Annotated in this window: 17 protein-coding genes; 4 read left to right on the top strand and 13 right to left on the bottom strand. The window is 75.5% G+C overall.

Annotated elements, in window-relative coordinates; genetic code table 11:
* Window position 1: 1 nt before the first annotated feature.
* The 8 genes from ACIGNX_RS01535 to eccD form a co-directional block, all read right to left on the bottom strand.
* Entirely contained in the window at window positions 2–313 is a 312-nt protein-coding gene (locus ACIGNX_RS01535; protein ID WP_396535112.1) for a hypothetical protein, read from the bottom strand.
* Window positions 306–731, bottom strand: a complete 426-nt coding sequence (locus ACIGNX_RS01540) for a YbaB/EbfC family nucleoid-associated protein (RefSeq protein ID WP_396535114.1) — start codon at window positions 729–731, stop codon at window positions 306–308. Before ACIGNX_RS01540 ends, ACIGNX_RS01535 begins: the two co-directional genes overlap by 8 nt.
* Window positions 732–750: 19 nt before the next feature.
* Window positions 751–3,351: a hypothetical protein gene (locus ACIGNX_RS01545; RefSeq protein WP_396535116.1), complete on the bottom strand. Its 2,601-nt coding sequence runs from the start codon at window positions 3,349–3,351 to the stop codon at window positions 751–753.
* A gap of 29 nt (window positions 3,352–3,380) precedes the next feature.
* Window positions 3,381–3,791 carry a hypothetical protein gene (locus ACIGNX_RS01550; RefSeq protein WP_396535118.1) on the bottom strand — a complete coding sequence of 137 codons (411 nt, stop codon included), beginning with the start codon at window positions 3,789–3,791 and terminating at the stop codon, window positions 3,381–3,383.
* Between the two features lie 14 nt (window positions 3,792–3,805).
* A complete protein-coding gene (locus ACIGNX_RS01555) occupies window positions 3,806–4,099 on the bottom strand; it encodes a WXG100 family type VII secretion target (protein ID WP_396535120.1) in 294 nt (97 codons plus the stop codon).
* Between the two features lie 19 nt (window positions 4,100–4,118).
* On the bottom strand, window positions 4,119–4,442 hold the full coding sequence (locus tag ACIGNX_RS01560) for a hypothetical protein (protein ID WP_396535122.1): 324 nt from the start codon (window positions 4,440–4,442) through the stop codon (window positions 4,119–4,121).
* A 97-nt stretch (window positions 4,443–4,539) separates the two neighbouring features.
* Window positions 4,540–5,985 carry a type VII secretion protein EccB gene (eccB, locus tag ACIGNX_RS01565; RefSeq protein WP_396535124.1) on the bottom strand — a complete coding sequence of 482 codons (1,446 nt, stop codon included), beginning with the start codon at window positions 5,983–5,985 and terminating at the stop codon, window positions 4,540–4,542.
* A 19-nt stretch (window positions 5,986–6,004) separates the two neighbouring features.
* Window positions 6,005–7,360 (bottom strand): type VII secretion integral membrane protein EccD, encoded by a 1,356-nt coding sequence (gene eccD / locus ACIGNX_RS01570; protein ID WP_396535126.1) that lies wholly within the window; start codon window positions 7,358–7,360, stop codon window positions 6,005–6,007.
* A gap of 182 nt (window positions 7,361–7,542) precedes the next feature.
* On the opposite strand from eccD, the gene eccCa reads away from it, so the two are divergent.
* The gene (gene eccCa, locus ACIGNX_RS01575; RefSeq protein WP_396535128.1) at window positions 7,543–11,496 is read left to right on the top strand and encodes a type VII secretion protein EccCa; all 3,954 of its coding nucleotides are present in this window, start codon (window positions 7,543–7,545) and stop codon (window positions 11,494–11,496) included.
* Between the two features lie 311 nt (window positions 11,497–11,807).
* Window positions 11,808–12,062 (top strand): hypothetical protein, encoded by a 255-nt coding sequence (locus ACIGNX_RS01580; protein ID WP_396535130.1) that lies wholly within the window; start codon window positions 11,808–11,810, stop codon window positions 12,060–12,062.
* A 163-nt stretch (window positions 12,063–12,225) separates the two neighbouring features.
* On the opposite strand, the gene ACIGNX_RS01585 is transcribed toward ACIGNX_RS01580, so the two are convergent.
* Genes ACIGNX_RS01585 through ACIGNX_RS01600 form a run of 4 tightly spaced genes read right to left on the bottom strand, consistent with a single transcriptional unit; the run spans window position 12,226 to window position 18,065 of the window.
* Entirely contained in the window at window positions 12,226–13,392 is a 1,167-nt protein-coding gene (locus ACIGNX_RS01585) for a S8 family serine peptidase (protein ID WP_396535132.1), read from the bottom strand.
* Window positions 13,389–16,682 carry a right-handed parallel beta-helix repeat-containing protein gene (locus ACIGNX_RS01590; protein WP_396535134.1) on the bottom strand — a complete coding sequence of 1,098 codons (3,294 nt, stop codon included), beginning with the start codon at window positions 16,680–16,682 and terminating at the stop codon, window positions 13,389–13,391. Before ACIGNX_RS01590 ends, ACIGNX_RS01585 begins: the two co-directional genes overlap by 4 nt.
* A 10-nt stretch (window positions 16,683–16,692) precedes the next feature.
* Window positions 16,693–17,307 carry a response regulator transcription factor gene (locus tag ACIGNX_RS01595; protein WP_396535136.1) on the bottom strand — a complete coding sequence of 205 codons (615 nt, stop codon included), beginning with the start codon at window positions 17,305–17,307 and terminating at the stop codon, window positions 16,693–16,695.
* A 17-nt stretch (window positions 17,308–17,324) separates the two neighbouring features.
* Window positions 17,325–18,065, bottom strand: coding sequence for a LuxR family transcriptional regulator (locus ACIGNX_RS01600; protein WP_396535138.1), 741 nt, complete (start codon window positions 18,063–18,065; stop codon window positions 17,325–17,327).
* Window positions 18,066–18,408: 343 nt separating this feature from the next.
* On the opposite strand from ACIGNX_RS01600, the gene ACIGNX_RS01605 reads away from it, so the two are divergent.
* Complete coding sequence (locus ACIGNX_RS01605) at window positions 18,409–19,581, top strand: helix-turn-helix domain-containing protein (protein ID WP_396535646.1); 1,173 nt, start codon at window positions 18,409–18,411, stop codon at window positions 19,579–19,581.
* A complete protein-coding gene (locus tag ACIGNX_RS01610) occupies window positions 19,578–21,968 on the top strand; it encodes an ATP-binding protein (RefSeq protein WP_396535140.1) in 2,391 nt (796 codons plus the stop codon). Before ACIGNX_RS01605 ends, ACIGNX_RS01610 begins: the two co-directional genes overlap by 4 nt.
* Before the next feature lie 69 nt (window positions 21,969–22,037).
* Here the strand turns inward: ACIGNX_RS01610 and ACIGNX_RS01615 are convergent, their stop codons facing one another.
* Window positions 22,038–22,325: a hypothetical protein gene (locus tag ACIGNX_RS01615; RefSeq protein WP_396535142.1), complete on the bottom strand. Its 288-nt coding sequence runs from the start codon at window positions 22,323–22,325 to the stop codon at window positions 22,038–22,040.
* Window positions 22,326–22,421: the final 96 nt, after the last annotated feature.

Raw genomic sequence — 22,421 nt, forward strand, 5'->3', positions numbered from 1 at the left:
GTCAGGCGCCGTGGGCGGTGTCGGTGGCGTTGTCCTCGGCGACGTCGAAGTAGGTGGACGTGGTGACGCCCTTGTCCCCGTACAGCCAGAAGTTCTGCTGGATCTGGGAGACGAACTCGCTGAGGTTGTTCGCGGGGCCGTCGACCTGCTTGTGGTAGGTCTTGGCCACCTCGTCGTCGGTGCCGGCGGCGGTGCGGTTCTCCTCGTGGATGTGGTCCAGCCGCAGCCGCAGCCGCTGGGTGATGGAGGAGATCTCGTGGAACTGGGTGAACCGCCGCTTGAGGTCCGGCAGCGACGTGTACCGCTCAGCCATCGGCCCACTCCCCGTCGTCGCGGCCCGTCGCACCCGGCATCCGCAGGGCGTCCAGCGGGGCCAGGAACTCGTCCAGCTCGGTGCCGCCGGTCATCGACCGGCGCAGGAACTCCGCCCCGCCGGTCAGCGGGCCGAACGCGTCGGCGACCCTCCCGGCCATCTCGGCCCGCGCCCGGCCCGCCAGCTCCACCACCGTGGCGGCCAGTTGCGCCGGTGGCAGCTCGCGGTAGCCGGTGCCGTTGAAGCGCACGTCGCGCAGCTCGCCCTGCGCACCGACCACCACGGTGACCAGGCGGTCGCGCGAGGTGGCGGTGGCGGTCGCCGCCCGCATCTCGTCGCGGGCCCGGCGCAGCGCCGCCCGCTGGTCGCGCACCATGGCCATGGCCTGGTCGATCTGCTCCTGGAACGGGTTGCTCATCGCGTCCTCTCCCGTCGGCTCACCGGCCGATCACCCCCGGCGGGGCCGACGACTCGGTGCCCCACACGTCCTCGTCCTCCACCAGCCACGTGCTGGGTTGCTTCGGCGACGACCCGCCGCCCATGGGTCCGCCGCCGCCCATCGGCGGCACCATCGGCATCCCGGACTGCGACTGCCCGGCCCGCGCGGCCAGCGCCGCCTCCTCGGCGGCCACGCCCGCGCCGGCGGCGTTGTACCGGCGGGAGGTCGCCGGGACCTCGACGCCCTCGCCGACCACCCGGCCGTCGCTGCCGATCACGGCCCGGGTCCGCACGCCGGTGCCGCGGGCCGCCAGGCCCAGCCCGTCCTCCGCGGCGGCGACCGTGCCGGTGCGGATCGGGTCGCGCGGGAGCAGCGGGCCGCCCGGTTCGACGGCCGTGAAGGACGTGCCGCGCCGGATCATCGGCAGCGGCTCGACGGCGTCGGCGGTGAACTGGCGGGCCGGTGCCGCGGTCAGTTGGCGGGGCATCAGCAGCGGCTGCCCGTTGGGGCCCAGCAGGGTGCCGTTGGGGCCGATGGTGGACCCCTTGGGCACGGTCAGCGGGTGGCCCGTGGCGTCCAGCAGCGGGTCGCCGTCCTCGTCGAGCAGGGTGCCGTCGGCCGCGATGCGCGTGCCGGTCGGCACGGTGAGCTGCGTGCCGCCCCCGACGGAACCCACGGCGTCGGTCAGCGTCCGGACGTGCGCGGGGGACTCCGAGCCCAGGCTCGACCCCTTGGGCACGGTCAGCGGCTTGCCGTCCGGGCCCGGCACCGGTTTGCCGTCCGGGCCGAGCACCGCCCCGTCGGCGGTGATCTTCGAGCCCTCCGGCACGGTGAGCGCCGTGCCCTTGGGCGCGCGCAGCGGGTCGCCGTCGGGGCCCAGCACGGTGCCGTCCGGGCCCACGGTCGACCCCTTGGGCACCGTCAGCGGCTTGCCGTCGGTGGCCGTGACCGGTTTGCCGTCGGGCCCGGTGATGGTGCCGTCGGCGTTGACGTGCGAACCCTGCGGCACGCGCAGCGGCATGTCCTCCGGCGTCGGGAGGGGGTTGCCGTCCGGGCCGAGCACCGTGCCGTTGGCGTCGACCCGGGACCCGGCGGGGACGGTGAGCGGCTTGCCGTTCGGGCCCTTGACCAGGTTCCCGTCGGGACCGGTGACGGTGCCGTCGGGGTTGACCTTCGACCCCTTGGGCACGGTCAGCGGCGCGTTGCCGGTGGTCAGCGGCCGCCCGTCCGGGCCGAGCACGCTGTCACCGAGCTTGGACCCCTTGGGCACGACGATCGGCTTGCCGTCCGCGCCCAGCACCGGTTTGCCGTCGGGGCCCAGCACCACCCCGTGCGGGGTGACGACCGAGCCCTCCGGCACGGTCAGCGGCTTGCCGTCGGCGCCGAGCACGGGCTTGCCGTCCGGCCCGAGGACCGGTTCGCCGCTGCCCCCGTTGGGGGTGGTGATGCCGTTCGGGCCGCCCACCGGGCCGATGCCGGTGACCGCCGGGTTCGGCACGGGGACGTCGGCCGGCCCGTCCGGGCCGCCGACCGCCGAGACGTCGGCGGGGCCGTCGAGGTTGGGGCCGTCCAGGTGGGGACCGTCGACGTCGGTCGGCCCGGTGACGTCGGTGGGGCCCTTGATGTCGTTCGGCCCGCCGATGGTGGTGGGCCCGGTGATGTTGCCCGTCCCGTTGCCGCCGCCCGAGTGCGTCGGGGGCAGCCGCAGCGGCGGCGGGGTCAGCTCCGTGTTGTGGAAGGCCGCGGCGGTGGCCCGGTAGGTGTTCTCCATCCGCCCGATGACGCCGTTCGCCGTCGGGTCCAGGGCGTTCTGGACCGAGGTCCGCCACGCCTCGGCGGCCTCCTGGCTGATCTTGGTCCAGAAGTCCTCGTGCTCGGGGTTGCCGTAGTTGTCGAAGGTGATCGTCGCCCGGTTGTCGCGCACCTCGACGTGCGCGCTGTTCAGCTTCTTCATCACGTTCTCGACCGCGGCGCCGGGGGAGAGCACCGACTTGCCCTCGTTCCACGCCGTGAGCAACTGGCTGCGGCCGTCGGACATCACGAAGTGGCAGCCGAACAGGTAGAACCCCAGCGTGCCGGAATCCAGTTGCAGGTTGATGTTCTCGATCTGCCCGGCGAACCCGTTCATCAGGGCCTTGAACACGCCGGCGGCGTTGCCCTGCCAGTCGCTGTCGGCGCCGTCCACGTCGGAGGCCCACTTGCGGGCGTTGCCCGTCCAGGTGGTCAACCAGCCGCCCATGTCGAACAGCAGGGAGGAGGCGTTGATGAAGCTGTCCGGGTTGGCGTTGTCGCTGCCGCCGGCCGCCAGGATCGTCGGCACCTGCTTGGTGAACTCCTCCCACGCCTTGGTCAACCGCTCGGTCAGCTTCACGCCCACGGTCGTGACGTAGTCGTCGTTCGACGTCGTCCCGCCCTCGTAGTTGGTGTAGCCGGTCCAGCTGACGTCGACCCAGTAGGTGTAGTCCTTGTGGTCGGGCACGACGTAGTTGGTGCTCACGCGGCCCTCGATCCAGCTGCCCGTGGCCACGTCCGACCGGGTGGTCACCTTCTGGTCGCTGCCGGAGTAGATCAGCAGCGCGTCTTCCCAGGTGTAGGGCATGGTCCTCCCTGATCAGCGCGGCCCGGGTCTCACTTCGAGGTGGTGGGGGTGGTGGTGCTGGAGGGCCTGAAGACGTCCTGGAGGGCGGTCATCAGCTCCTCCGCCGTGAGGTTGGCGTCGTCCTCGCCGTTCTGCGTGACGGTGTTGATCTGGAGCAGGTCGATCCGGGTCCGGCTCATCGTGGAGCGGAACTCGCCGACCCTGGTGTGCAGCCGGGTCAGCAGGCCGGTGAACTCCTTGCGCAGCTCGGTCACCACGGGGAAGTTCTTGGCGTTGCCGGGCAACAGCTCGTGCTCGGGACCCCGGTTGCCGCCCGACTCGTAGTCGATCAGCTTGAGGATCACCGGGTCGGTGTTCGTCGCGTTGAGGAACTTGGGGATCTCGTCGTTGGCGAACGTGATCAGGGTGTCCTCGTCGACCTGGTACTTGCCGGGGGCCACGGTCGTCCGCCCGGTCAGCCGGCGGCGAAGGTGTTGGCACCCTGGCGGTCGGCCGTGCGGTGCGTGTCGTGCATGTTCTGCAACGCGATGATCGCCTGGCGCAGGTTCTCCCGCATCTCGCCCTGCGCGGTGGACACCGCCTGCTCGAACGCGTCGAACTCGACGCGGCCGTCACCCTGGAACGTCTCGCGCAGCGGGAGGAGCCCGCCGGCGAGGTTGTCCATGTGGGTGACGACGTTGTTCGCCTCCTGCTGGAGGTCGAAGATGGCGGATTCGAGGGAGGCGTGGTGGATGCTGACGTCGGCCATGTCCGCTGCTCCTGTTCGGTCAGACGTTGAGCGCTGCGGTGACCTGCACGCTCAGCGCGGTGGTGTGGGTCTCGTCCTCGGCCTCGTCGATGATCCGGTCCACGGTGGACGAGTTGTCGCGCAGCGCCTCGAACTTGCGCATCACGTTGTTGTAGTTCTCGATCCACTCGTGCATCTTGTGCCGGTAGACGGTGCTGGAGCCCGCCACGTAGGCGGTCGCGATCTCGTCGGAGATGGCGACGACGTTGTTCGCGGAGGTGATCATCGCCGCGACGTGGTCCTCCAGAGCGGCGATGCCGCTCTGCATCCCCTGACTGCTCTTGCTGTAATCGGGAGTGCTCATGATCCGGACGCTAGTGGGGCTCGCCGGGCGGGTGGAGGTCCCGCGTGCGGCCGGTGACCTTCCGCCGTCGCAACGTGCCCCATAGTCCACTCCCGGCTCACCCGCACGCCCCACCCGGTCCGGGCGGCACCACGCCGCGCGCCGCCAGCAGCGCGGCGTCGAGCGCCGGGCCGGTGGGCAGGGCGGCGGTCAGCGCCGCGGGCAGCCCGACCGCGGACGACAGGGCGTAGCCGAGCTGCGCGGCGGACCTGTCGTCGGGGACCGGGTACTTGCGACCGGTGTCGGTCACCAGGAACGCGGTGCCGCCCGGCCCGCCCGCGGCCGGCAGGGCCCGCACGAGCGCGCCACCACCCGGCCGCACCACCACCTCGTCCACCGGGACGCACGCGGGTCGCACGCCGGGTTCCGCGGTCGGCTCCGCGCCGCGCACCTCGCCGTCGCCCACGACGGTCACGGCCGTGACCGGGGAGTCCCCGCGTGGCCGCACCTCGGCGCACACGCCCTGCCGCGACCCGATCGGCACCGGCCGCGGCGCGGTGGTCGGCAGCCCGTCGCGCGCCGCCGACGCCTCCGCCGGGGCGCGGTGCGCGGCGAGGTCGTCCGGGCCGACCGGGCCGGGCACGACCGGGCCGCCCGCGTAACCGGCCTGCTGGGTGCGGGGGTCGCCGCGGACGAGGTCCCGTTGCAGCTCGGTCAGCGCCAGCAGCCCGTCGGCGCGCAGCAGGTACGGCTCGCCTCCCGGCCCGGTGAACAGCTGCCCGACGCGGGTGGGCCGGCCCGCCAGCACCGGCCCGTCACGACCGGCGCCGGGCACCGGCGGGGGAGCGAGGTCGGGACCGGCCGGCAGGGCGTCGAGCACGGCCGCCGACACCGGGAACGGCGTGACCGCGTCGTAGCCCAGCGCCGACACCGCGCCGTGCGCGGTGTCCAACCGCAGCCGCTGGCCGTGCCACAGCAGGCTCACCGACCCGTCGGGCGCGGACACCACCGCGCCCTCGCCCTCGGCCAGGCCGCGACCCCGGTGCCCGACCGCGACGCCCAGCGAGGTGCGCGCCGCCGCCTTCCCACCGGGACCGGTCGTCACCGTGCCGCACACCAACCACTCGGCACCATCCACAGTGGACGGTGCGGGCAGGGCGTCCGGTGCGCCGACGACGCCGATCGGCGCGCCTCGCGGCACGCCCTCCAGCGACCGCTCGTCCACCACGTCCACCACCAGCTCCTTGCCCGCCAGCAGGCGGGCCGAGCTCTGGTTGAGCACCGGGCGCAGCTCCCCGTCCAGGTACAGCATCCGGGAGCCGGTGCCGCGCACCACCACCAGCGTGCCCGGCTGCCGCCACCCGGTGGCCCCGCCGGGCACGATGAACCCGTACACGCCCACGCCCAGCGCCACCAGGAAGGCCACCACCAGGCCGATCACGACCCCGCGCGTGGTGCGGTTCACCGGCGGGTCGGGGTCCTCGGGGTCGTCGCGCAGCATCCCGGTGCGCAGCCTGCGCACCACGAACAGGTGCGCCTGGACCTGGTCGCGCCGTGACCGCACGGTGCTCCTCCCGCTCGTTTCAGCCGTTGAGGGCGCGCAGGGCGTCGAACACGCCCAGCACCAGCAGCAGCAACGGCACCACGGCCACCGCCGCGACGAGTTGGACCACCTCGGCGGCCCGGCCCCAGTACGGCAGCAACCGCCGACCGGGCGCGGTCCACGCGGCCACGGCCAGCGCCGCGGCGACCAGCAGCAGCGCCGCCAGCGCGAGCAGGGCGCCGTCCGAACCCCAGCGCAGCGCCAGCAGCGCCGCGCCCCACGTGCCCGGCACCAGCGCCGCCAGCCGGTGCCACACCCCGCCCATGCCGCGCGAGTGCACCAGCAGCAGCACGCTGATCGCGGCCACCAGCGCGGCCGGCCGCCACCCCGGCGTCGCGGCCGGCACGACCAGCGCGGCCGAGCACACCAGCCCGCACGCCAGGTGCATCCCGGTCAGCAGGTGGTCCGCCACCGCGGCGCGGTCCAGCACCAGCCCGCTCGGGTACGGCTCGATCTCGGTCTGCAACTCGTCGGCGTCACCGGGCAGCAGCGGCAGCCGCAGCCCCGACAGCCGGAACGCCAGCCCCGGCGCGAACGGCCCCAGCAGCACCGCGCCCACGGCCACCGCGGCGGCGGCACCGACCGGCGGCTGCCCCAGCAGCAGCGCGCCCGCGCCGACGGCCCCGAACCCCGCGACCAGCGCCGCGGCCAGGAACAACGGCGCCGACGCCCCGACGGCGGCCAGCGCCAGCACCGCGCCACCGGCCCCGGCGGCGCACCCGGCCAGCACCCGCGCGCCCGGCTCGCCGCCGTCGACCAGGTGCCACCCGGCCGACACCAGGTACGGCAGCGCCATCGCGCCCAGGGCGGTGCCGGCCGCACCGTCGCCGACCGCGCGCGACGCCGCCGCCGCGCCCATCAGCAGCAGCACCGCCACCACGCCCGCGACGACGACCCGCAGCGGCTGCGGCACCGACGAGTCGAGCAGCAGCACACCCAGACCGAGCGCCAGCACCACGCCGGCCAGCAGCGACCGGTACGTCCACTGCGGACGCCACGAGTCGGACCGGTCGCGCAGGGCCGTGGCCACGCCGTCCACCAGGTCGTCGAAGTGCACCTGCGGCAGGGTGTCGTGCGCCGGCCTCAGGTACACGGCCTCGCCGTCGCGCAACCCGAGCCCGCCCGGGGTCGCCTCCGGGTCCAGCGGGGCACCGCCCAGCCGTTGCAGCACCCAGCCGCCGTGCTCGACGGCCTCGCCGTCACCCGGACCGGCGTGGTCCACCAGGGCCGGCAGCAGGTCCGCCAGCGGCACGTCGGCGGGCACGGCCAGTTCGAACGACGACGACGGGCCGCGGACGCGCAGCCGGCACAGGCCGGCGACCGTGCTGTCACTCACGCGGATTCCTCAAACGGGGGGCGGTGGACGGAAGCGCACAGTAAGGCGCACGCGCGCGGGCATGCGGCCCGCCGGTGAGGACTGCCCGAAAGTACGGGGGCGGCGGGGAGCAAGGGGCAGGGTTGCGCCGCGCCGCCCGCGGCTGCGGTAGACCTCGCCGCCGAGGAGAGGATTCGTCGCACATGAGCGTGGTGCTGTTCCGCCGACCGCCGCGCCGCCCCGGCCCGGAACTGCCCGCGGGCGAGCTGCAGCTGCAGGAACCGCCGGTGCTGCCGGAGCGGCAGAGCGGGATGTCCGGCGTGCTGGGCTACCTGCCGATGGCGCTGGGCTCGATGGGCATGGTGCTGATCTTCCTCCAGCCCGGCGGCGGGCACCCGATGATGTACGTGGCCATCGGCCTGATGGCCGTGTCGGCCGTGGCGATGCTGGTCACCCAGCTCATCCGCAACGTCGGCGAGCGCCGGCGGCAGCTGCGCGGCGAGCGGCAGGACTACCTGCGCTACCTGGCCCGCACCCGCCGCCAGATCCGCAAGGCCGTGCGGCGGCAGCAGGAGGCCCTGGCCTGGCGCCACCCCGCGCCCGGCGCGCTGTGGACGGTGGTGGGCTCCTCGCGGCTGTGGGAGCGCCGCGCCACCCACGACGACTTCGCCGAGGTGCGCGTCGCGCTGGGCGAGCAGCGGCTCGGGTTGACCCTCGCGCCGCTGACCACCAAGCCGGTGGAGGACCTGGAACCGCTGTGCGCGCACGCGTTGCGCCGCTTCATCCGCGCCTACGCCAGCGTGCCCGACCAGCCGATCGCGCTGCACCTGCGCGCCTACGCCCGGGTGCTGCTGCACGGCGACACCGACCGCGCCCGGGCCACCGCGCGGGCGCTGCTGGCGCAGCTCGTCGCCTTCCACGCGCCGGAGGACCTGCGCGTGGCGGTGGTCGCCGCCCCGGAGGCCGCGCCGGGCTGGGAGTGGGCGAAGTGGCTGCCGCACGCCCAGCACCCGTCCGACGTGGACGGCGCGGGCCCGGTGCGCCTGCTGTGCCGCGGCGTGGGCGCGCTGGAACCGGTGCTGGGGGAGGAGTTCGCGGGCCGGCCGCCGTTCGACCCCGACGCCGCGCCCAGCCGCGACGAGCCCTACGTCGTCGTGGTGCTCGACGTGCCGGCCGTGCCGCCGGACAGCCGCCTGGACGGCCCCGGCTACCGCAACTGCGTCGTGCTGGACCTGCGGGGCGCGCTGACCTGGAAGCCGGGGCGGGCGGTGCTGCGGCTGCGGCTGGCCGGCGACGGGCTGGAGATGGTGCGCGACGACCGCAACGGCAAGGAGGTCGCCACCCGGCTCGGCGCGCCCGACGCCCTCGGCCCGGCCGCCTCCGCCGCGCTGGCCGCCCGGGTGGCGCCGATGCGGTTGGGCGTGTCCGTGGACACCACGGAACCGCTGGCCGCCGACGTGGAGCTGACCGCGATGCTGGGCGTGACCGACCTGCGCACGGTGGACGTGCCCGCGCTGTGGTCCGGCCGACCGGCCGCCGACCGGCTGAAGGTGCCGCTGGGCGTGGCCGCCGACGGCTCGCGGGTGGAGCTGGACATCAAGGAGTCCGCCCTGGGCGGCATGGGCCCGCACGGCATGCTGATCGGCGCGACCGGCTCGGGCAAGTCCGAGCTGCTGCGGACCCTCGTCCTGGCGCTCGCGCTGACCCACTCGTCGGAGGCGCTGAACTTCGTGCTGGTCGACTTCAAGGGCGGCGCGACGTTCCTCAACCTCGACCGGCTCCCGCACACCTCCGCCGTGATCACCAACCTCGCCGACGAGGCCGCGCTGGTCGACCGCATGAAGGACGCGCTGCACGGCGAGCTGATGCGCCGCCAGGAGCTGCTGCGCCGGTCCGGCAACCACGCCTCGGCGCTGGAGTACGAGCGCGCCCGCGCCGCCGGCGCCGAGTTGGACCCGTTGCCGACGCTGTTCGTGGTGGTCGACGAGTTCAGCGAGCTGCTGGCCGCGCACCGGGAGTTCATGGACCTGTTCGTCATGATCGGCCGGCTCGGGCGCAGCCTGGGCGTGCACCTGCTGCTGGCCTCCCAGCGGCTGGACGAGGGGCGCACGCACCAGCTGGAGTCGCACCTGTCCTACCGGATCGGCCTGCGCACGTTCTCGGCGATGGAGAGCCGCGCGGTGCTGGGCGTGCCCGACGCCTACGAGCTGCCCACCAGCCCGGGCAACGGCTTCCTCAAGACCGACACCTCCACGCTGACCCGGTTCAAGGCCGCCTACGTCTCCGGCGCCTACCGCCCCGAGCGCCGCCGCGTTCGCGCCTCGGTGGTCGCGAGCCACGTGGTGCCCTACACCACCGCCTACGTGCCGCCGGTCGAGCCGCTCGTGGTGCCCGAGCCCGAACCGGAACCGGACACCGCCAGCCTGCTGGAGGTGGCGGTGGACCGGCTGGTCGACGCCGGGCCGCCCGCGCACGCGGTGTGGCTGCCGCCGCTGGGCGACCCCCCGACGCTGGACGGGCTGGTGGCGCCCGCCCCGCGCTACGACGGCACGGGCTCGTTGCGGACGGTGGTGGGCGTGGTGGACCGGCCGTTCGAGCAGCAGCGCGACCTGCTGACCGCCGACCTGTCCGGCGCCGGCGGGCACGTGGTGGTCGTCGGCGGCCCGCAGAGCGGCAAGAGCACCCTCGTGCGCACCCTGATCGCCGGGCTCGCGCTCACCCACAGCCCGCGCGAGGTGCAGTTCTACTGCCTGGACTTCGGCGGCGGCACGCTGCCGGGCCTGCTCGGGCTGCCGCACGTGGGCGGCGTGGCGGGCCGGCTGGACACCGAGCGGATGAGCCGCACCCTGCTGGAGGTCTCCGGGCTGATCACCCGGCGCGAGCAGTGGTTCGCCGAGCACGGCGTGGACTCCATGCCGACCTACCGCCGCCGCCGCGCCGCCAGCGAGTTCGCCGACGAGCCCTACGGTGACGTGTTCCTGGTGGTGGACGGCTGGTCCACGATCCGGCAGGACTTCCCCGACCTGGTGCCGCTGTTCGCGCAGATCGGCACCCGCGGCCTGAGCTACGGCGTGCACCTGGTGGTCACCGCGTCCCGCTGGGGCGAGCTGACCAGCGCGCTGCGCGACCAGCTCGGCACCCGCTTCGAGCTGCGGCTCGGTGACGCCATCGACTCCCACGTCAACATCCGCACCGCCGCCAAGGTCCCGAAGATCCCCGGCCGCGGCCTGACCGAGCAGGAGCTGCACTTCCTGACCGCGCTGCCGCGGGTGGACGGCGTCGCGTCGGCCGACGACCTCGCCGCGGGCGTGGCGGGCCTGGTCGAGACCGTGGCGTCGGCCTGGGACGGGCCCGGCGCGCCGCCGGTGCGGACGCTGCCCGTCCGCCTGCCGGTGGCCGAGCTGCCGCCGCCGGAGGGGGAGCTGGACCTGCGGGTGGCGCTGGGCCTGCGCGAGGAGGACCTGGCCCCGCTGTGGCACGACTTCGGCGCGCACCCGCACCTGCTGGTCGTCGGCGACGCGGAGAGCGGCAAGACCAACGTGCTGCGCCTGGTCGCGGACGCCGTGGTGCGGCGCTTCGGGCCGGACGAGGCGAAGGTGATCGTGGTCGACCAGCGCCGCGAGCTGTACGACTGCGTCCCGGAAGCCCACCGGCTCGGCTACGCGGTGGCCGTGGACGTGGTCAAGCAGCTCGTGGACGGCGCGGCGAACGCGATGCGCAACCGCCTGCCCGGCCCGGAGGTCACGCCGGCCCGGCTGCGGCGGCGGGACTGGTGGCGCGGCCCGCAGCTGTTCCTGGTCGTCGACGACCACGACCTGCTGGGCGGTCCGACCGCGAGCCCGTTCCTGCCGCTGCTGGACCACCTGGCGCAGGGCGTGGAACTGGGCCTGCACGTGGTGGTGGCGCGTTCGGCCAACGGCGCGGCCCGCGGCATGGGCGACCCGCTGCTGCGGCGGCTGGTGGAGGTCAACACGCCCGCGCTGCTGCTGTCGTGCCCGCCCGCGGAGGGCCCGGTGTTCGCCGGTGTCAAGCCGCGCGCCCTGGTCCCGGGCCGGGCGCAGCACATCAGCCGGCGCGGGGTGTCGCTGGTGCAGACCGGGCTCGTGCAGCCGGACGAGCGGGAGGCGCGGGTGTCGGACGCCCTGAGGGGCGGCTGAACCGCCTGTCCGCGGCCGCCGCCGAAATGGGGAAATCGACCTCCGGGTAATGCGAAAACCGAGTGGAACTCACTCGATCGGTTCATCCCGGTGTTTCGGTGGCGGTCCTGTCGGCGGCCTCCGGAAGGGTGTACCGTCTCGTCCGGACGCATCTCCGCTTCGTTCTGACAGGGGATCTTCGACCCCGAAGGCCCTGATCAGGGCCGTGTCGGGCTGGTTGCGGTGGTCGCCCGGGAATCCTTGGCGAATTCCGGCGCGGCACTTGCGCCCGTTCCCGGTCGTGCGTTGTGCAATTCGAGGAGGTCGGTCGCATGTCGAAACCCGTGAACATCCCCGGCAGGGGCGGCGCCAGTCGGGACGAGGAAATCACCCAACTGCTCAGGCGGTTGCAGGAGTGGTACGACCACCCGGTGGGCAGCCCCGACGACGTCGAGAGCCAGAAGCAGATGATCAGACCGGTCCTGGACCGGCTGGCACAGGCCGCCAACCCCGGTGCCCAGCACACCTCCAGCGAGGTCGGCGGGGCCATCGACGCGGCGAGGAAGCTGCTGGACAACCGCAGGTGAACCCCCGGCTCCCGACGGACCCCACCGCCGCCGGGAGCCGACGCCCGGGTGCCCGCGACCGGCAGCCCGGTCGCCGTCGCGGATCGGCTGCTCCCCGATCACCGACCGCCGGGTGCCGCTCGGCTCCCGTCGGCCGGGCGAGCCGGACTCCTGCCCGGTTCGATCACCGCGAGCCGGCCGCCCACCGCCCACCGGGCCGCCACCGCCGCCGCCGGCCGCGCGGCAGCACCGCCGCCGCGATCCCCAGCAGCGCCGCCACGCCCACCGCCCCTGCCGCGACGGCCACCGCGACCGCCACACCCGGACGGGTCGGCGGCCCCGGCACGGCCGGCAGCGCCTCCGCCGGAGCCGCGCGCCCCGCGGACGGGAGCACGGCGGTCAGGGCCGCCACCGGGTCCACCGCCGGGTGGTCGCCCACCGGGTAGCCGGTGCGCTCCAGCCGTTGCACCAGCTCCGCCGGACCCAGGCGCGGGTGGCGGGCCAGCACCAGCGCCGCCGTCGCGGCGGTGTAGGCCGCGGCGAAACCGGGACCGCCCGCGGTGAAGTGACCGCCACCCGGACCGAGGCCGGTCAGCTTGTCGCCGGGCGCGAGCAGGTCCACGGTCGCGCCGCGCGGTGTGGTCACCGGCCCGTCCGGGCCGAGCGCCGCAACCGACAGCACCTCCGGGTACGCGGCGGGGTAGACCTCGCCGTCGCGCTGCTGGCCCTCCACCGTCGCCGCCGCCACCACGAGCACCCGGCGCTCGGCGGCCAGCCGCACGGCCTCGCGCAGCGCGTCGTTGCCCGCCGACACCCCGGGCAGCACGGCGACCACCGCCGCCCGCGCCTCCACCGCCGCCCGCAGCCCCACCGCGAGCGCGTCGGCGTTGGTGTTGCCCCGCCCGTCGGTCACCCGCACGGCCAGCACCCGCGCGTCCGGGGCGACGCCCGCCAGACCCGCACCCGGTTGCGGTGCGGCGGCGACCAGGCCCGCGGCGAGCGTGCCGTGCCCCACGCAGTCGCCCTGGGCCGGACCGCCGGCCACGACGTCCGGGCCCGGCCGGACGCGGTCGCGCAGTGCCGGCGAGGACGTGTCCGCCCCGGTGTCCAGCACCGCCACCAGCACGCCCGCGCCGCGGCTGAACCGCCACGCGTCGGCCACGCCGGTGCGGGCCTGGTGCCACGGCACCTGGTCGGTGTGCCGCCCCGACGTGGCGGTGCAGCCGCGCGAGTCCGGCAGCACCTGCGGGATCGCCGGCAGCACCACCTCGTCGGCCCGCGCGGGCGCGGTGGTCAGCGCGACCGCCGCCACCGCCACCACCGCCGCCGAGAGGGACCGCCCCGCCCTCACGCCGGCACGTCCACCGGCAGCAGGGCACGCAGGTCGGCCACGTCGGGCGAACCCATCCGGTTCACCCGGCCCGCCTGGCGGGTCACCATGGCCTCCACCAGTTGGCGCGCGTAGCGGGCGTTGCCGAACGTCCCGTCGCGCGCCACCGACCCGAAGTGGGCGAGCACCGCCGCCGCGGTGTCCGGGCCGCACTCGTAGCCGGCGGCGGCGGTCCGGCGGACCACGATCTCGGTCAGCTCCTCGGCGGTGTAGTCCTCGAACCGGACGTGCCGGGTGAACCGCGACGCCAGCCCCGGGTTGGACGCCAGGAACTCCCGCATCCGGTCCGGGTAGCCCGCCACGACCACGGCCACCTCGTCGCGGTGGTCCTCCATGAGCTTCACCAGCGTGTCCACCGCCTCCTGCCCGAAGTCGCCGGGCGAACCGGGGGTCAGGGCGTACGCCTCGTCGATGAACAGCACCCCGCCGCGGGCGCGCTCGAACGCGTCGCGGGTGAGCTGCGCGGTGTGGCCGACGTAGCGGCCGACCAGGTCGGCCCGCCCGACCTCGACCAGCTGCCCGGTGCGCAGCACGCCCAGCGCGTGCAGGATCGCCCCGTACAGCCGCGCCACGGTGGTCTTGCCGGTGCCCGGCGGCCCGGCGAACACGGCGTGCCGGGTCACCGCCGCCGCGGGCAGGCCCGCGCGCCTGCGCCGCCGGTTGGCCTCCAGCAGGTCGACCAGCTCGGCGACCTCGGTCTTGACCGCGGCCAACCCGACCATGCCCGTCAACGACCGCAACAACTCCTCAGCGGCCCGCGGCTCGTCCTCGACGCCGGACACGGTCGCCGCGGCGGCCTCGTCCACGTCCGCGGGCAGCAGCAGGGTGAGGTCGCGGGCGGCGATGTCGGGCCGGGCCGCCACGCGCGAGGCGTGCCGGTCCAGCATCTCCTCGAACACCTTGCGCGCCACGCGGCCGTTGCCGAAGTCCGGGCCGCGGTGCATCCGCCGGAAGTGCTCGGCCAGGGTCTCCCGGACGCCGTCGGCCAGCTCGTAGTGGTGCGCGGCGCACATCCGCTCGGTGATCAGCACCAGTTCGTCCACCGAGTAGTTCTCGAACTCGACCGTGCGGCTGAACCGCGACGCCAGCCCGGGGTTGGTGCCCAGGAAGTCGCGCATCCGGTCGGTGTAGCCCGCCGCGATCACCACCAGGTCGTCGCGGTGGTCCTCCATGAGCTTGACCAGGGTGTCCACCGCCTCGCGGCCGAAGTCCGGGCCGCCGCCGGGTTCCTGCGCCAGCGCGTACGCCTCGTCGACGAACAGCACCCCGCCCAGCGCCCTGGTGACCACCTCGGTGGTCTTGATGGCCGTGCCGCCGACGACCTGCGCCACCAGGTCGGCCCGCGCGACCTCGACCAGGTGCCCGCTGCGCAGCACGCCCAGGGAGGCCAGGATCGCCCCGTACAGCCGGGCCACGGTCGTCTTGCCGGTGCCCGGCGGCCCGGCGAAGATCAGGTGCCGGCCGGTGGGCGGCACGGGCAGCCCGGCCCGCTGCCGGTGCCGGGCCAGCCGGTTGAGGTTGATCAGCGTCGTGACCTGCCGCTTCACGCCGTCCAGGCCTACCAGCGCCTGCAACTGCGCCACCGGCCCTTCCGGGTCGACGCGCTGCTCGACCACCGGCACGGTCGGTTCCGCGACGGCGGTCGCCTGGGCGGAGCCGTGGGCGTCCGGGTGGCCGTTGTCCCGGCTGACCAGGTCGTGCACCGACAGCCGGTCGCCGGGCGCGACCTGGCGCAGCCCCGCGCCCCGGTTGCCGGTCACCACGCAGTCGGCCAGGCTCACCGCCTCGACGGTCTCCACCCGCACGCCGTCGCCGCCGTTGTCGTCCACCTCGGTGGCGGTGAGCGCGGCCCGCGCGCCGGCCGCGACCAGCACGCCGGGTCCCGCGCTGCCGCGCACCGCCGAGCGGGTCAGGGTCAGCTCGCCGCCCTCCTCCACCGCGACGCCCTCCGCGCCCGCGCCGGTCACCTCGCTGTCGCGCACCACCAGCACGCCGCCCTGCCCGACCGACAACCCGGCCCGCCGGGCGTCGCGCACGGTGGTGCCGCCGAGCTGGGTCCGCGCCCCGCCGGAGACCCGGACGCCCGCCTGCCCGGCGGCCTCCACCACGCAGTCCTCGACGCGCCCGCGCGCGTCCGAGCCGAACTCGACCCCCGCGGTCCCGGCGCGCACGACGCGGGCCCGCCGCAGCAGCGGGTTGGCGCCGGAGCGCACGTCCACCCCCGCCCCGGCCGGGGCGTCCACCTCCAGCCGGTCGAACTCCGGGGCCGCGCCCTCGGTGACCAGGACGCCCGCCTCCCGGCCGCCGCGCACCGACAACCGGCTGAACGCCGGGGCGCCGTGCCCGCCGACCCACACGCCGGGGCCGCCGGACTCGACCACCTCGCAGTCCTCGAACACCCCGCGGGACCGGTCGGCCACGTGCACGCCCCGCCCGCCCGCGCCCTCGACGCGGCAGCGGCGCAGAACGGGGTCGGAACCGCCGGTCAGCGCGATGCCGTGGCCCGTGGAACCGACGACCACGACGTCCTCCAGCACCGCCGCGCCGGACGTGGTCAGGTGCGCGCCCACCGGGGCACCGCGCACGGATGTCCGCACCACGCGGGTGGCGCTGGCCTGCTCCAGCGCGATGGCGGGCTTGTCGGTGGCGGAGATCTCGCAGTCCTCGACGGTGCCGCGGCCGTGGCCGTTGGCGCACACGCCGTTGCCGCGCGCGTCGCGCAGCACGCTGTGGCGGATCACCGGGTCGGCCCGCTCGCCGATCACCACCGCCGAGGTGCCCACGTGCTCGATGACGCAGTCCTCGACGACGCTGCCCGCCGCGGAGGTGTCCACGATGCCCGCGCCCGCCGGGTTGGTCACCCGGCACTTGCGCATGGCCACCGACCCGCGCTCGCGGGCCAGCACCGCCGTCCACCCGGAGCCGAGGACCTCGCAGTCGTCCATCGCCAACTGCCCACGCGGGACGTCCACCGCGGGCAGGTCGTCGTCGTGGCCCTGGAGCACCAGGCCGCTGAGCTTCACCCCGTCGGCGACGACCCGGATGGCGCTGCCGCGCGGCGGGCTGATCCGGACGCTGCCGGGCGCGTCCTCGGTGGTGATCGTCACCAGCTTCGTGACGACCAGGTTCTCCTCGTACCGGCCCGCGGCCACCTGGATCACCGCGCCGCTGCGCGCCGCCTCCAGCGCCTGCCCGATGGTCTGGTGCCCACCGGGGCGTTCCTTGTGGACGGACACCAGGTGGCGGCCCACGCTCCCCCTCCTAGATGATGCCCGCGCGCAGCGCGTAGGCCACGGCGTGCGGTCGGTTGCGCAGGTTCAGCCGGTTCATCAGCGAGTAGACGATGTTCTTGACCGTCCGCTCCGAGTAGACGAGCTCCTGGGCGATCTCGGCGGTGCCCTTGCCCTGCGCCATCAGCCGCAGCACGTCCACCTCGCGCGGGGACAGCCCCGAGGCGGTGAGCCCGTGGGGCACCAAAACGTCCCGCTGGAGCCGCTTGACCTGTTCCAGCAGCGCCGCCACCAGGTCGGTGGGCAGTTCCCCGCCGCCGGCCAGCACCTCGCGCACCGCGGCCACGAGCCGGTCGCCGGTGGCCTCGGCGGTGGGCACCACGCACGCCACGCCGCACTCCACCGCGCCCAGCAGGTCGGACTCGGGCAGCCCCGAGGTCACCAGCACCACGCGCGCCGGGCACGCGGCGGTGACGCGCCGCAGCTGCGGCAGCACCTCGCCGGACGCGCACACCACGAGCACCTCCGCCTCCTCGGCGCGGCGCGCGGTCAGCACCTCCACCTCCGGGCTGACGCGCAGCTGGCTGACCACCCCCGCCAGGCTGATCGGGTCGGTCGCGTGGACCGCCACGCGGATCTGTCCCACCGGCTCCTCACTTCCCCTCAGATGACGCCCGCCTGGAACGCGTAGGCCACCGCGTGCGGCCGGTTGCGCAGCCCCAGCCGCTTGGTGAGCCCTTGCACGACCTGCTTGACCGCGCGCGGCGAGCAGTCCAGCCGCGCCGCGATCTCCTCGGTGTCGCAGCCCTCGGCCACCAGCCGGAGCACGTCCACCTCGTGCGGCGCCAGGCCCGACAGCTCCAGCCCGCGCGGGCGCAGCACCTCCAGCCGCACCCGGCGCAGCTCGTCCAGCAGCGCGCCGAGGAACGCCGGGTGCAGCGCGGGCACGCCGCGCGCGGCGTCCAGCACCGCGTCCCGCAGCCGCCGCGGGGTCGCCTCGGACCGGCGCAGCACCGCCACCACGCCGCACTCCACTGCGGTCAGCACGTCCAGCGCGGTGACGTCGTCGGCCACCAGGACGCGCCGCCCGCGGCCGGCCGCGCGCATCGTGCGCATCAGGTCGGGGGTGACCGCCGGCGCGCAGACCACCTGCACGTCCGCCGACGAGCCGGCCTCGACCAGGTCGAACCCGATCAGCGCCGCCCGCACCCCGGCCGCGGTCACGGGGTCGCCGCCGTGCAGGGCGACCCGCGGCCGCGGCGCGCTGTGGCGGCGGGACGCGCACAGCTCGGCGAGCCGGGGCGGGGTGCCGACGCGGGCCGGCGGTGCGGGCGCGAAAACTTTCGCGGCCAGGTGTCCGGACAGGATCGTTGAATTCGGCACAACTACCGTCTGCGATGGCACGGCCACTCCTCGGTGAAGGGTTCGACAGGATGTGGTGAATCGGGAAATTACGGCGCGCCCGGTTCGACACCAATGTCGCTTGAGCATTCCTTGAGGAGTGACGGCAATCACAGTTCATTGCTTTTCGGGGGTGGCGTGAGTTATCTGCCCGCGAGTGCGGGACAGGGGTAATTCAACTGCTCCGGCCCTGGTCGCACGAGGCAATCCAGGCGGCAGGTTTTCCTGCCGGGGGCGTGGCCGGGATATCCTGGGCGCGTGCCGGTCGGCGCGCGGGAACGGGTGCGAGGCGGAACACGTGGGGTGGGCTCCGGTGGACGACGCCGAACGTGAATCGGTCTTCGGTGTGCTGCTGCGGGCGCACCGGGTCGCCGCCCGGCTGAGTCAACAAGAGCTTTCCCGAATGGCGGGAATCGGTGAACGGACGATTCGCGACCTGGAAAGCGGACGGGCCCGCCGGCCGCACCCGCCGACCGTGGTGGACCTCGCCCGCGCGCTCGGCCTGGGCGACCGCGACCGGGACCGGCTGCTGCGCGCCGCGCGACCGGGCCCGTCCGAACCCCCGGCGGAAGCCGGACCCCCGTCCGGACCCGGACCCCTGTCGGACACCGCCGCGCCGCCCGAGCCGGTGGAACCGGTCGGCCGTGCCGCCGAGGTTGACCTGGTGACGGCGGCGGCCACTCGTGGCGTCGTGGTGGTCACCGGTCAGGCGGGGGTCGGCAAGAGCGCCTTGGCGCTGCACGCGGCACGGCGGCTCGGCGGCGAGGTCCACTACCTCGACCTGTGCCCGGTCCGCACGGCGGGCGACGACCCGCTGCGCAGGCTGCTGCACGGCGTGGGCGTGCCACCCGAGGAGGTGCCCGGGGACGCCGACGAGCGTCGCGACCTGCTGCGCGCGCGGACCGCCGAGGGGACCGGGGTCCTGGTGCTGGACGACGCCGCCGCGGAGGCGCAGGTCCGCCCGCTGCTGCCCGGCGGCCGGGGGTGGGCGGTGCTGGTGACCAGCCGCGGCCCGTTGGCGGGTCTGGCGCACGCCCACCGGGTCGTCGTGGACCCGCTGCGCCCCGACGACGCCCGGCGGCTGCTGGAGCGCGCGGCCGGCACCGCGGTCCCGGCCGAGCTGGTCGACGCCTGCCGGGGGCTCCCGCTGGTGCTGCTCGCCGCGGCCCGGCTGGTGGCCGAGGGCGGTCCCGGCCACGCCCTCGAACGGCTGCGCGACGAACGGGCGCTGCTGGACCTGCTCGACGGTCCGCGGTCGGGCCTGCGCGGCTCGCTGCGGGCCGCCTACGAGCGCACCGGCCCGGCCGGCCGCGTGCTGTTGCGCCGCCTGGCCCTGCTCCCCGAGGGCGACCACACCGTCGCCGAGGTCGCCGCGCCGACCGGGTGCGCCGAGGCCGAGGAACTGCTGGAAGCGCTCGTGGACGTCGGGCTGGTGCGGTCGGCGGCCGGGCGCTACGCGGTGCCCCACCTGGCCCGCCTGTTCGCCGCCGAGCAGGCGGCGGTCGAGGACCCGCGGTGATCGGGCCGGCCGGGGACGACGTGGAGTTCGGCGAGCTGCTGCGCCGCCACCGCGTCGCGGCGGGGCTGAGCCAGGAACGGCTGGCCGAGGTGTCCGGCGTGGCCACCCGCACCGTGCGCAACCTGGAACTGGGCCGGGTGCGGCGGCCACGCCTGCCCACCGCCCGGGACCTGGCCGACGGCCTGGGCCTGACCACCGCCGACCGCGACCGCTTCCTGCGCGTCGCCCGCACCACCCGTCGCCTCGCCGTCGAACGCGGCTACCGACCCCTGCCCTGGGTGTGCCCGGTGCCCGACGACCTCCCCGACTTCGTCGGCCGCGCCGCCGAGTTCGCGGCGCTGACCGCCCTGGCGAGCGGTGCACCGACGCCCGTCACCGCCGTGCTGACCGGCCAGGGCGGGGTGGGCAAGTCCAGCCTCGTGGTGCGCACCGCCCACCACCTCGCCCCGCGGTTCCCCCACGGCGCGCGCTACCTCGACCTGCGCGGCGTCGCGCCGACCCCGCTGCCGGTGCCGACCGCCCTGCACCGGCTGCTGCGCTCGCTCGGCGTGCCCGAGGCGCAGGTACCCGCGCAGCCGGAGGACCGGCTCGCGCTGTACCGGTCCCTGGCCGGCGAGCGCGGCGGCGTCCTGGTGCTGGACAACGCCGCGGACGAGGACCAGGTCCGGCCGCTGGTACCGCGCGCCGGCGGGTGGCTGGTGCTGGTCACCGGGCGGCGCTCGCTGTCCGGCCTGCCCGCCGCGACCCGGCTGTCGCTGGACCTGCTCGCCCCGGAGGAGGCGCGGGCGTTCCTCGCCGGGCTCGTCGGGCCCGGGCGCGTCGGGGACCCGGCGGCCGTGGCCGACCTCGTGGAGCTGTGCGGCCGGTTGCCGCTGGCGCTGCGCATCGCCGGCCAGCGGCTCGCCAGCCGTCCCCAGTGGACGGTCGACGACCTGGCGGTCCGGCTGCGGGACGAGCAGCGACGGCTGTCCGCGCTGTCCGCGGGCGACCTCCAACTGCGAGCGTCGTTCGCGGTCAGCTACGAACAGCTCGACCCCGGGGAGCGCACGGTGTTCCGGCGGCTGCCCCTCGTGCCGGTCGACCAGTACACCCCGGAACTCGCCGCCGTGCTGTCCGAAGTGGACGAGGACACCGCGCGCCGCGCCTTCGCCGGCCTGGTGGACATCGGCCTGGCGCACCGCTCACCGGTCGGCGACCGCTACCTGCTGCACGACCTGGTGCGGCTGTTCGCGCACGAACGCGCGCTGGAGGAGGACGACGGCCGGGACGCGGCGGTCGAGCGCGCCCGCCGCCGGTTGCTGGAGACCGCCATCGCCGCCGGGCGGACCTTCGACCCCGACACGGGGGACGACGAGCCGGCACCGCTCGACACCGGGACCGGCGACGCGATGACGTGGCTGGACGAGGAGCAGGCGGCGTGGACGTGGGCGCTGCGCCGCACCGCCGACACCGGGCTGCACGCCGAGGTGCTCGCCGCCGCCGAGGCCCTGCACTGGTACTCCGACCGGCGGCCGTTCCAGGCGCCCTGGCGCGAAGTGTTCGAACGGGGCATCGCGGCGGCCGTGGCGCTGCGCGACACCCGCGAGGAGGTGCTGCGGCGCAACCAGCTCGGGTGGACCCTCGTCATCGTGGAGAGCCGCCTGGAGGACGCGCTGGCCGAGCACCACCGGGCGCTGGCGCTGTGCGGGGGGCTGGACGACCGGCGGCTGACCGCGTGGACCCGGTACTACTGCGGTGGTGTCGCCCGCTACCTGGGCCGGCTGGAGGACGCCGCCGAGCACCACTCCGTCGCCGTCGAGCTGTTCGGCCGGGACGGCTACCCGCTGGGCGTGGCGGTGGCGCGCAAGGAGCTGGCGACGTGCCGGTGGCGGCAGGACCGACCGGACGAGGCGGCCGCGATCCTGGCCGACGCGCTGACGTCCTGGCACCGCGACGGCGCGGGGACGAAGGCGTTCCGCGAGGTGGAGGCGTTGCTGCTGCTGGAATCCGGCCGCGTGGCCAACGCGCGGGGCCGCTACGCCGAGGGGGTGGAGCACCTCACGGCGTCCGTCGCGGCCTACCGGCAGGTGCTGCACGCCTTCTCCGTGCCCAGGGCGCAGCGGGAGCTGGCGCAGGCGCAGCACCGGCTGGGCCGCACCGCCGAGGCCGTCGCCACGCTGGGGGAGGCGCTGGCCCTGGTCGAGCAGGACGGCGACGTGCCCGAGCAGGCCCGAATCCTGCGCGAACTGGGCGCGCTGCACCGCGCGGCCGGCGATCCCGCAGCGGCGCGCGAAGCCTGGCTGCGGGCGGCGGAGCTGTGCGCCTCGCTGGACCTCCCGGAACTGCGCACCCTGGCCGCCGAGGTGGCCGCGGACCTCACGGACGCACCCGGCCCGCCGCGGTCGTGACGGACGACGTCGGCGAGCCGCCGGGGGACCGGGGTGGCCGATCGCTCGACCGGCCACCCGGCGGGACCCTCAGAGGCCGAACCAGAGGTAGTAGATGCCGCCACCCTTGGCTTGGACCGCGCACGCCTTCCACTCGCGCTGGCTGAGCTTCGTCGCGCACACGAGCTGGGCTGCGGACGCGCTCGTGTACCAGGTGTAGAAGTACGGGGTGGACGCCTTCGGCGGGTTGCCGGGCGTGGGGGCGGTCGTGCCCGGCGCGCCACCCGAGCCGGGACCGGTGGCGGCGGAGGCGGCGGGTGCGCCGACGGCGAGCGCGGCGCAGACGAGCACGACGGCCGTTGCGAACTTGCGGAGCATGGGTTCTCCTCGTGGATGCCTTGACAGCGCCACGAGTCTCGGGGGTGCGAGGCCCGGGGAACCGGGGGAGCGCGTGGTTCTGCCCGGCCACACCAC

This window comes from Actinosynnema sp. NPDC053489 (assembly GCF_044544865.1).
In the GTDB taxonomy this organism is placed as follows: Bacteria; Actinomycetota; Actinomycetes; order Mycobacteriales; family Pseudonocardiaceae; genus Actinosynnema.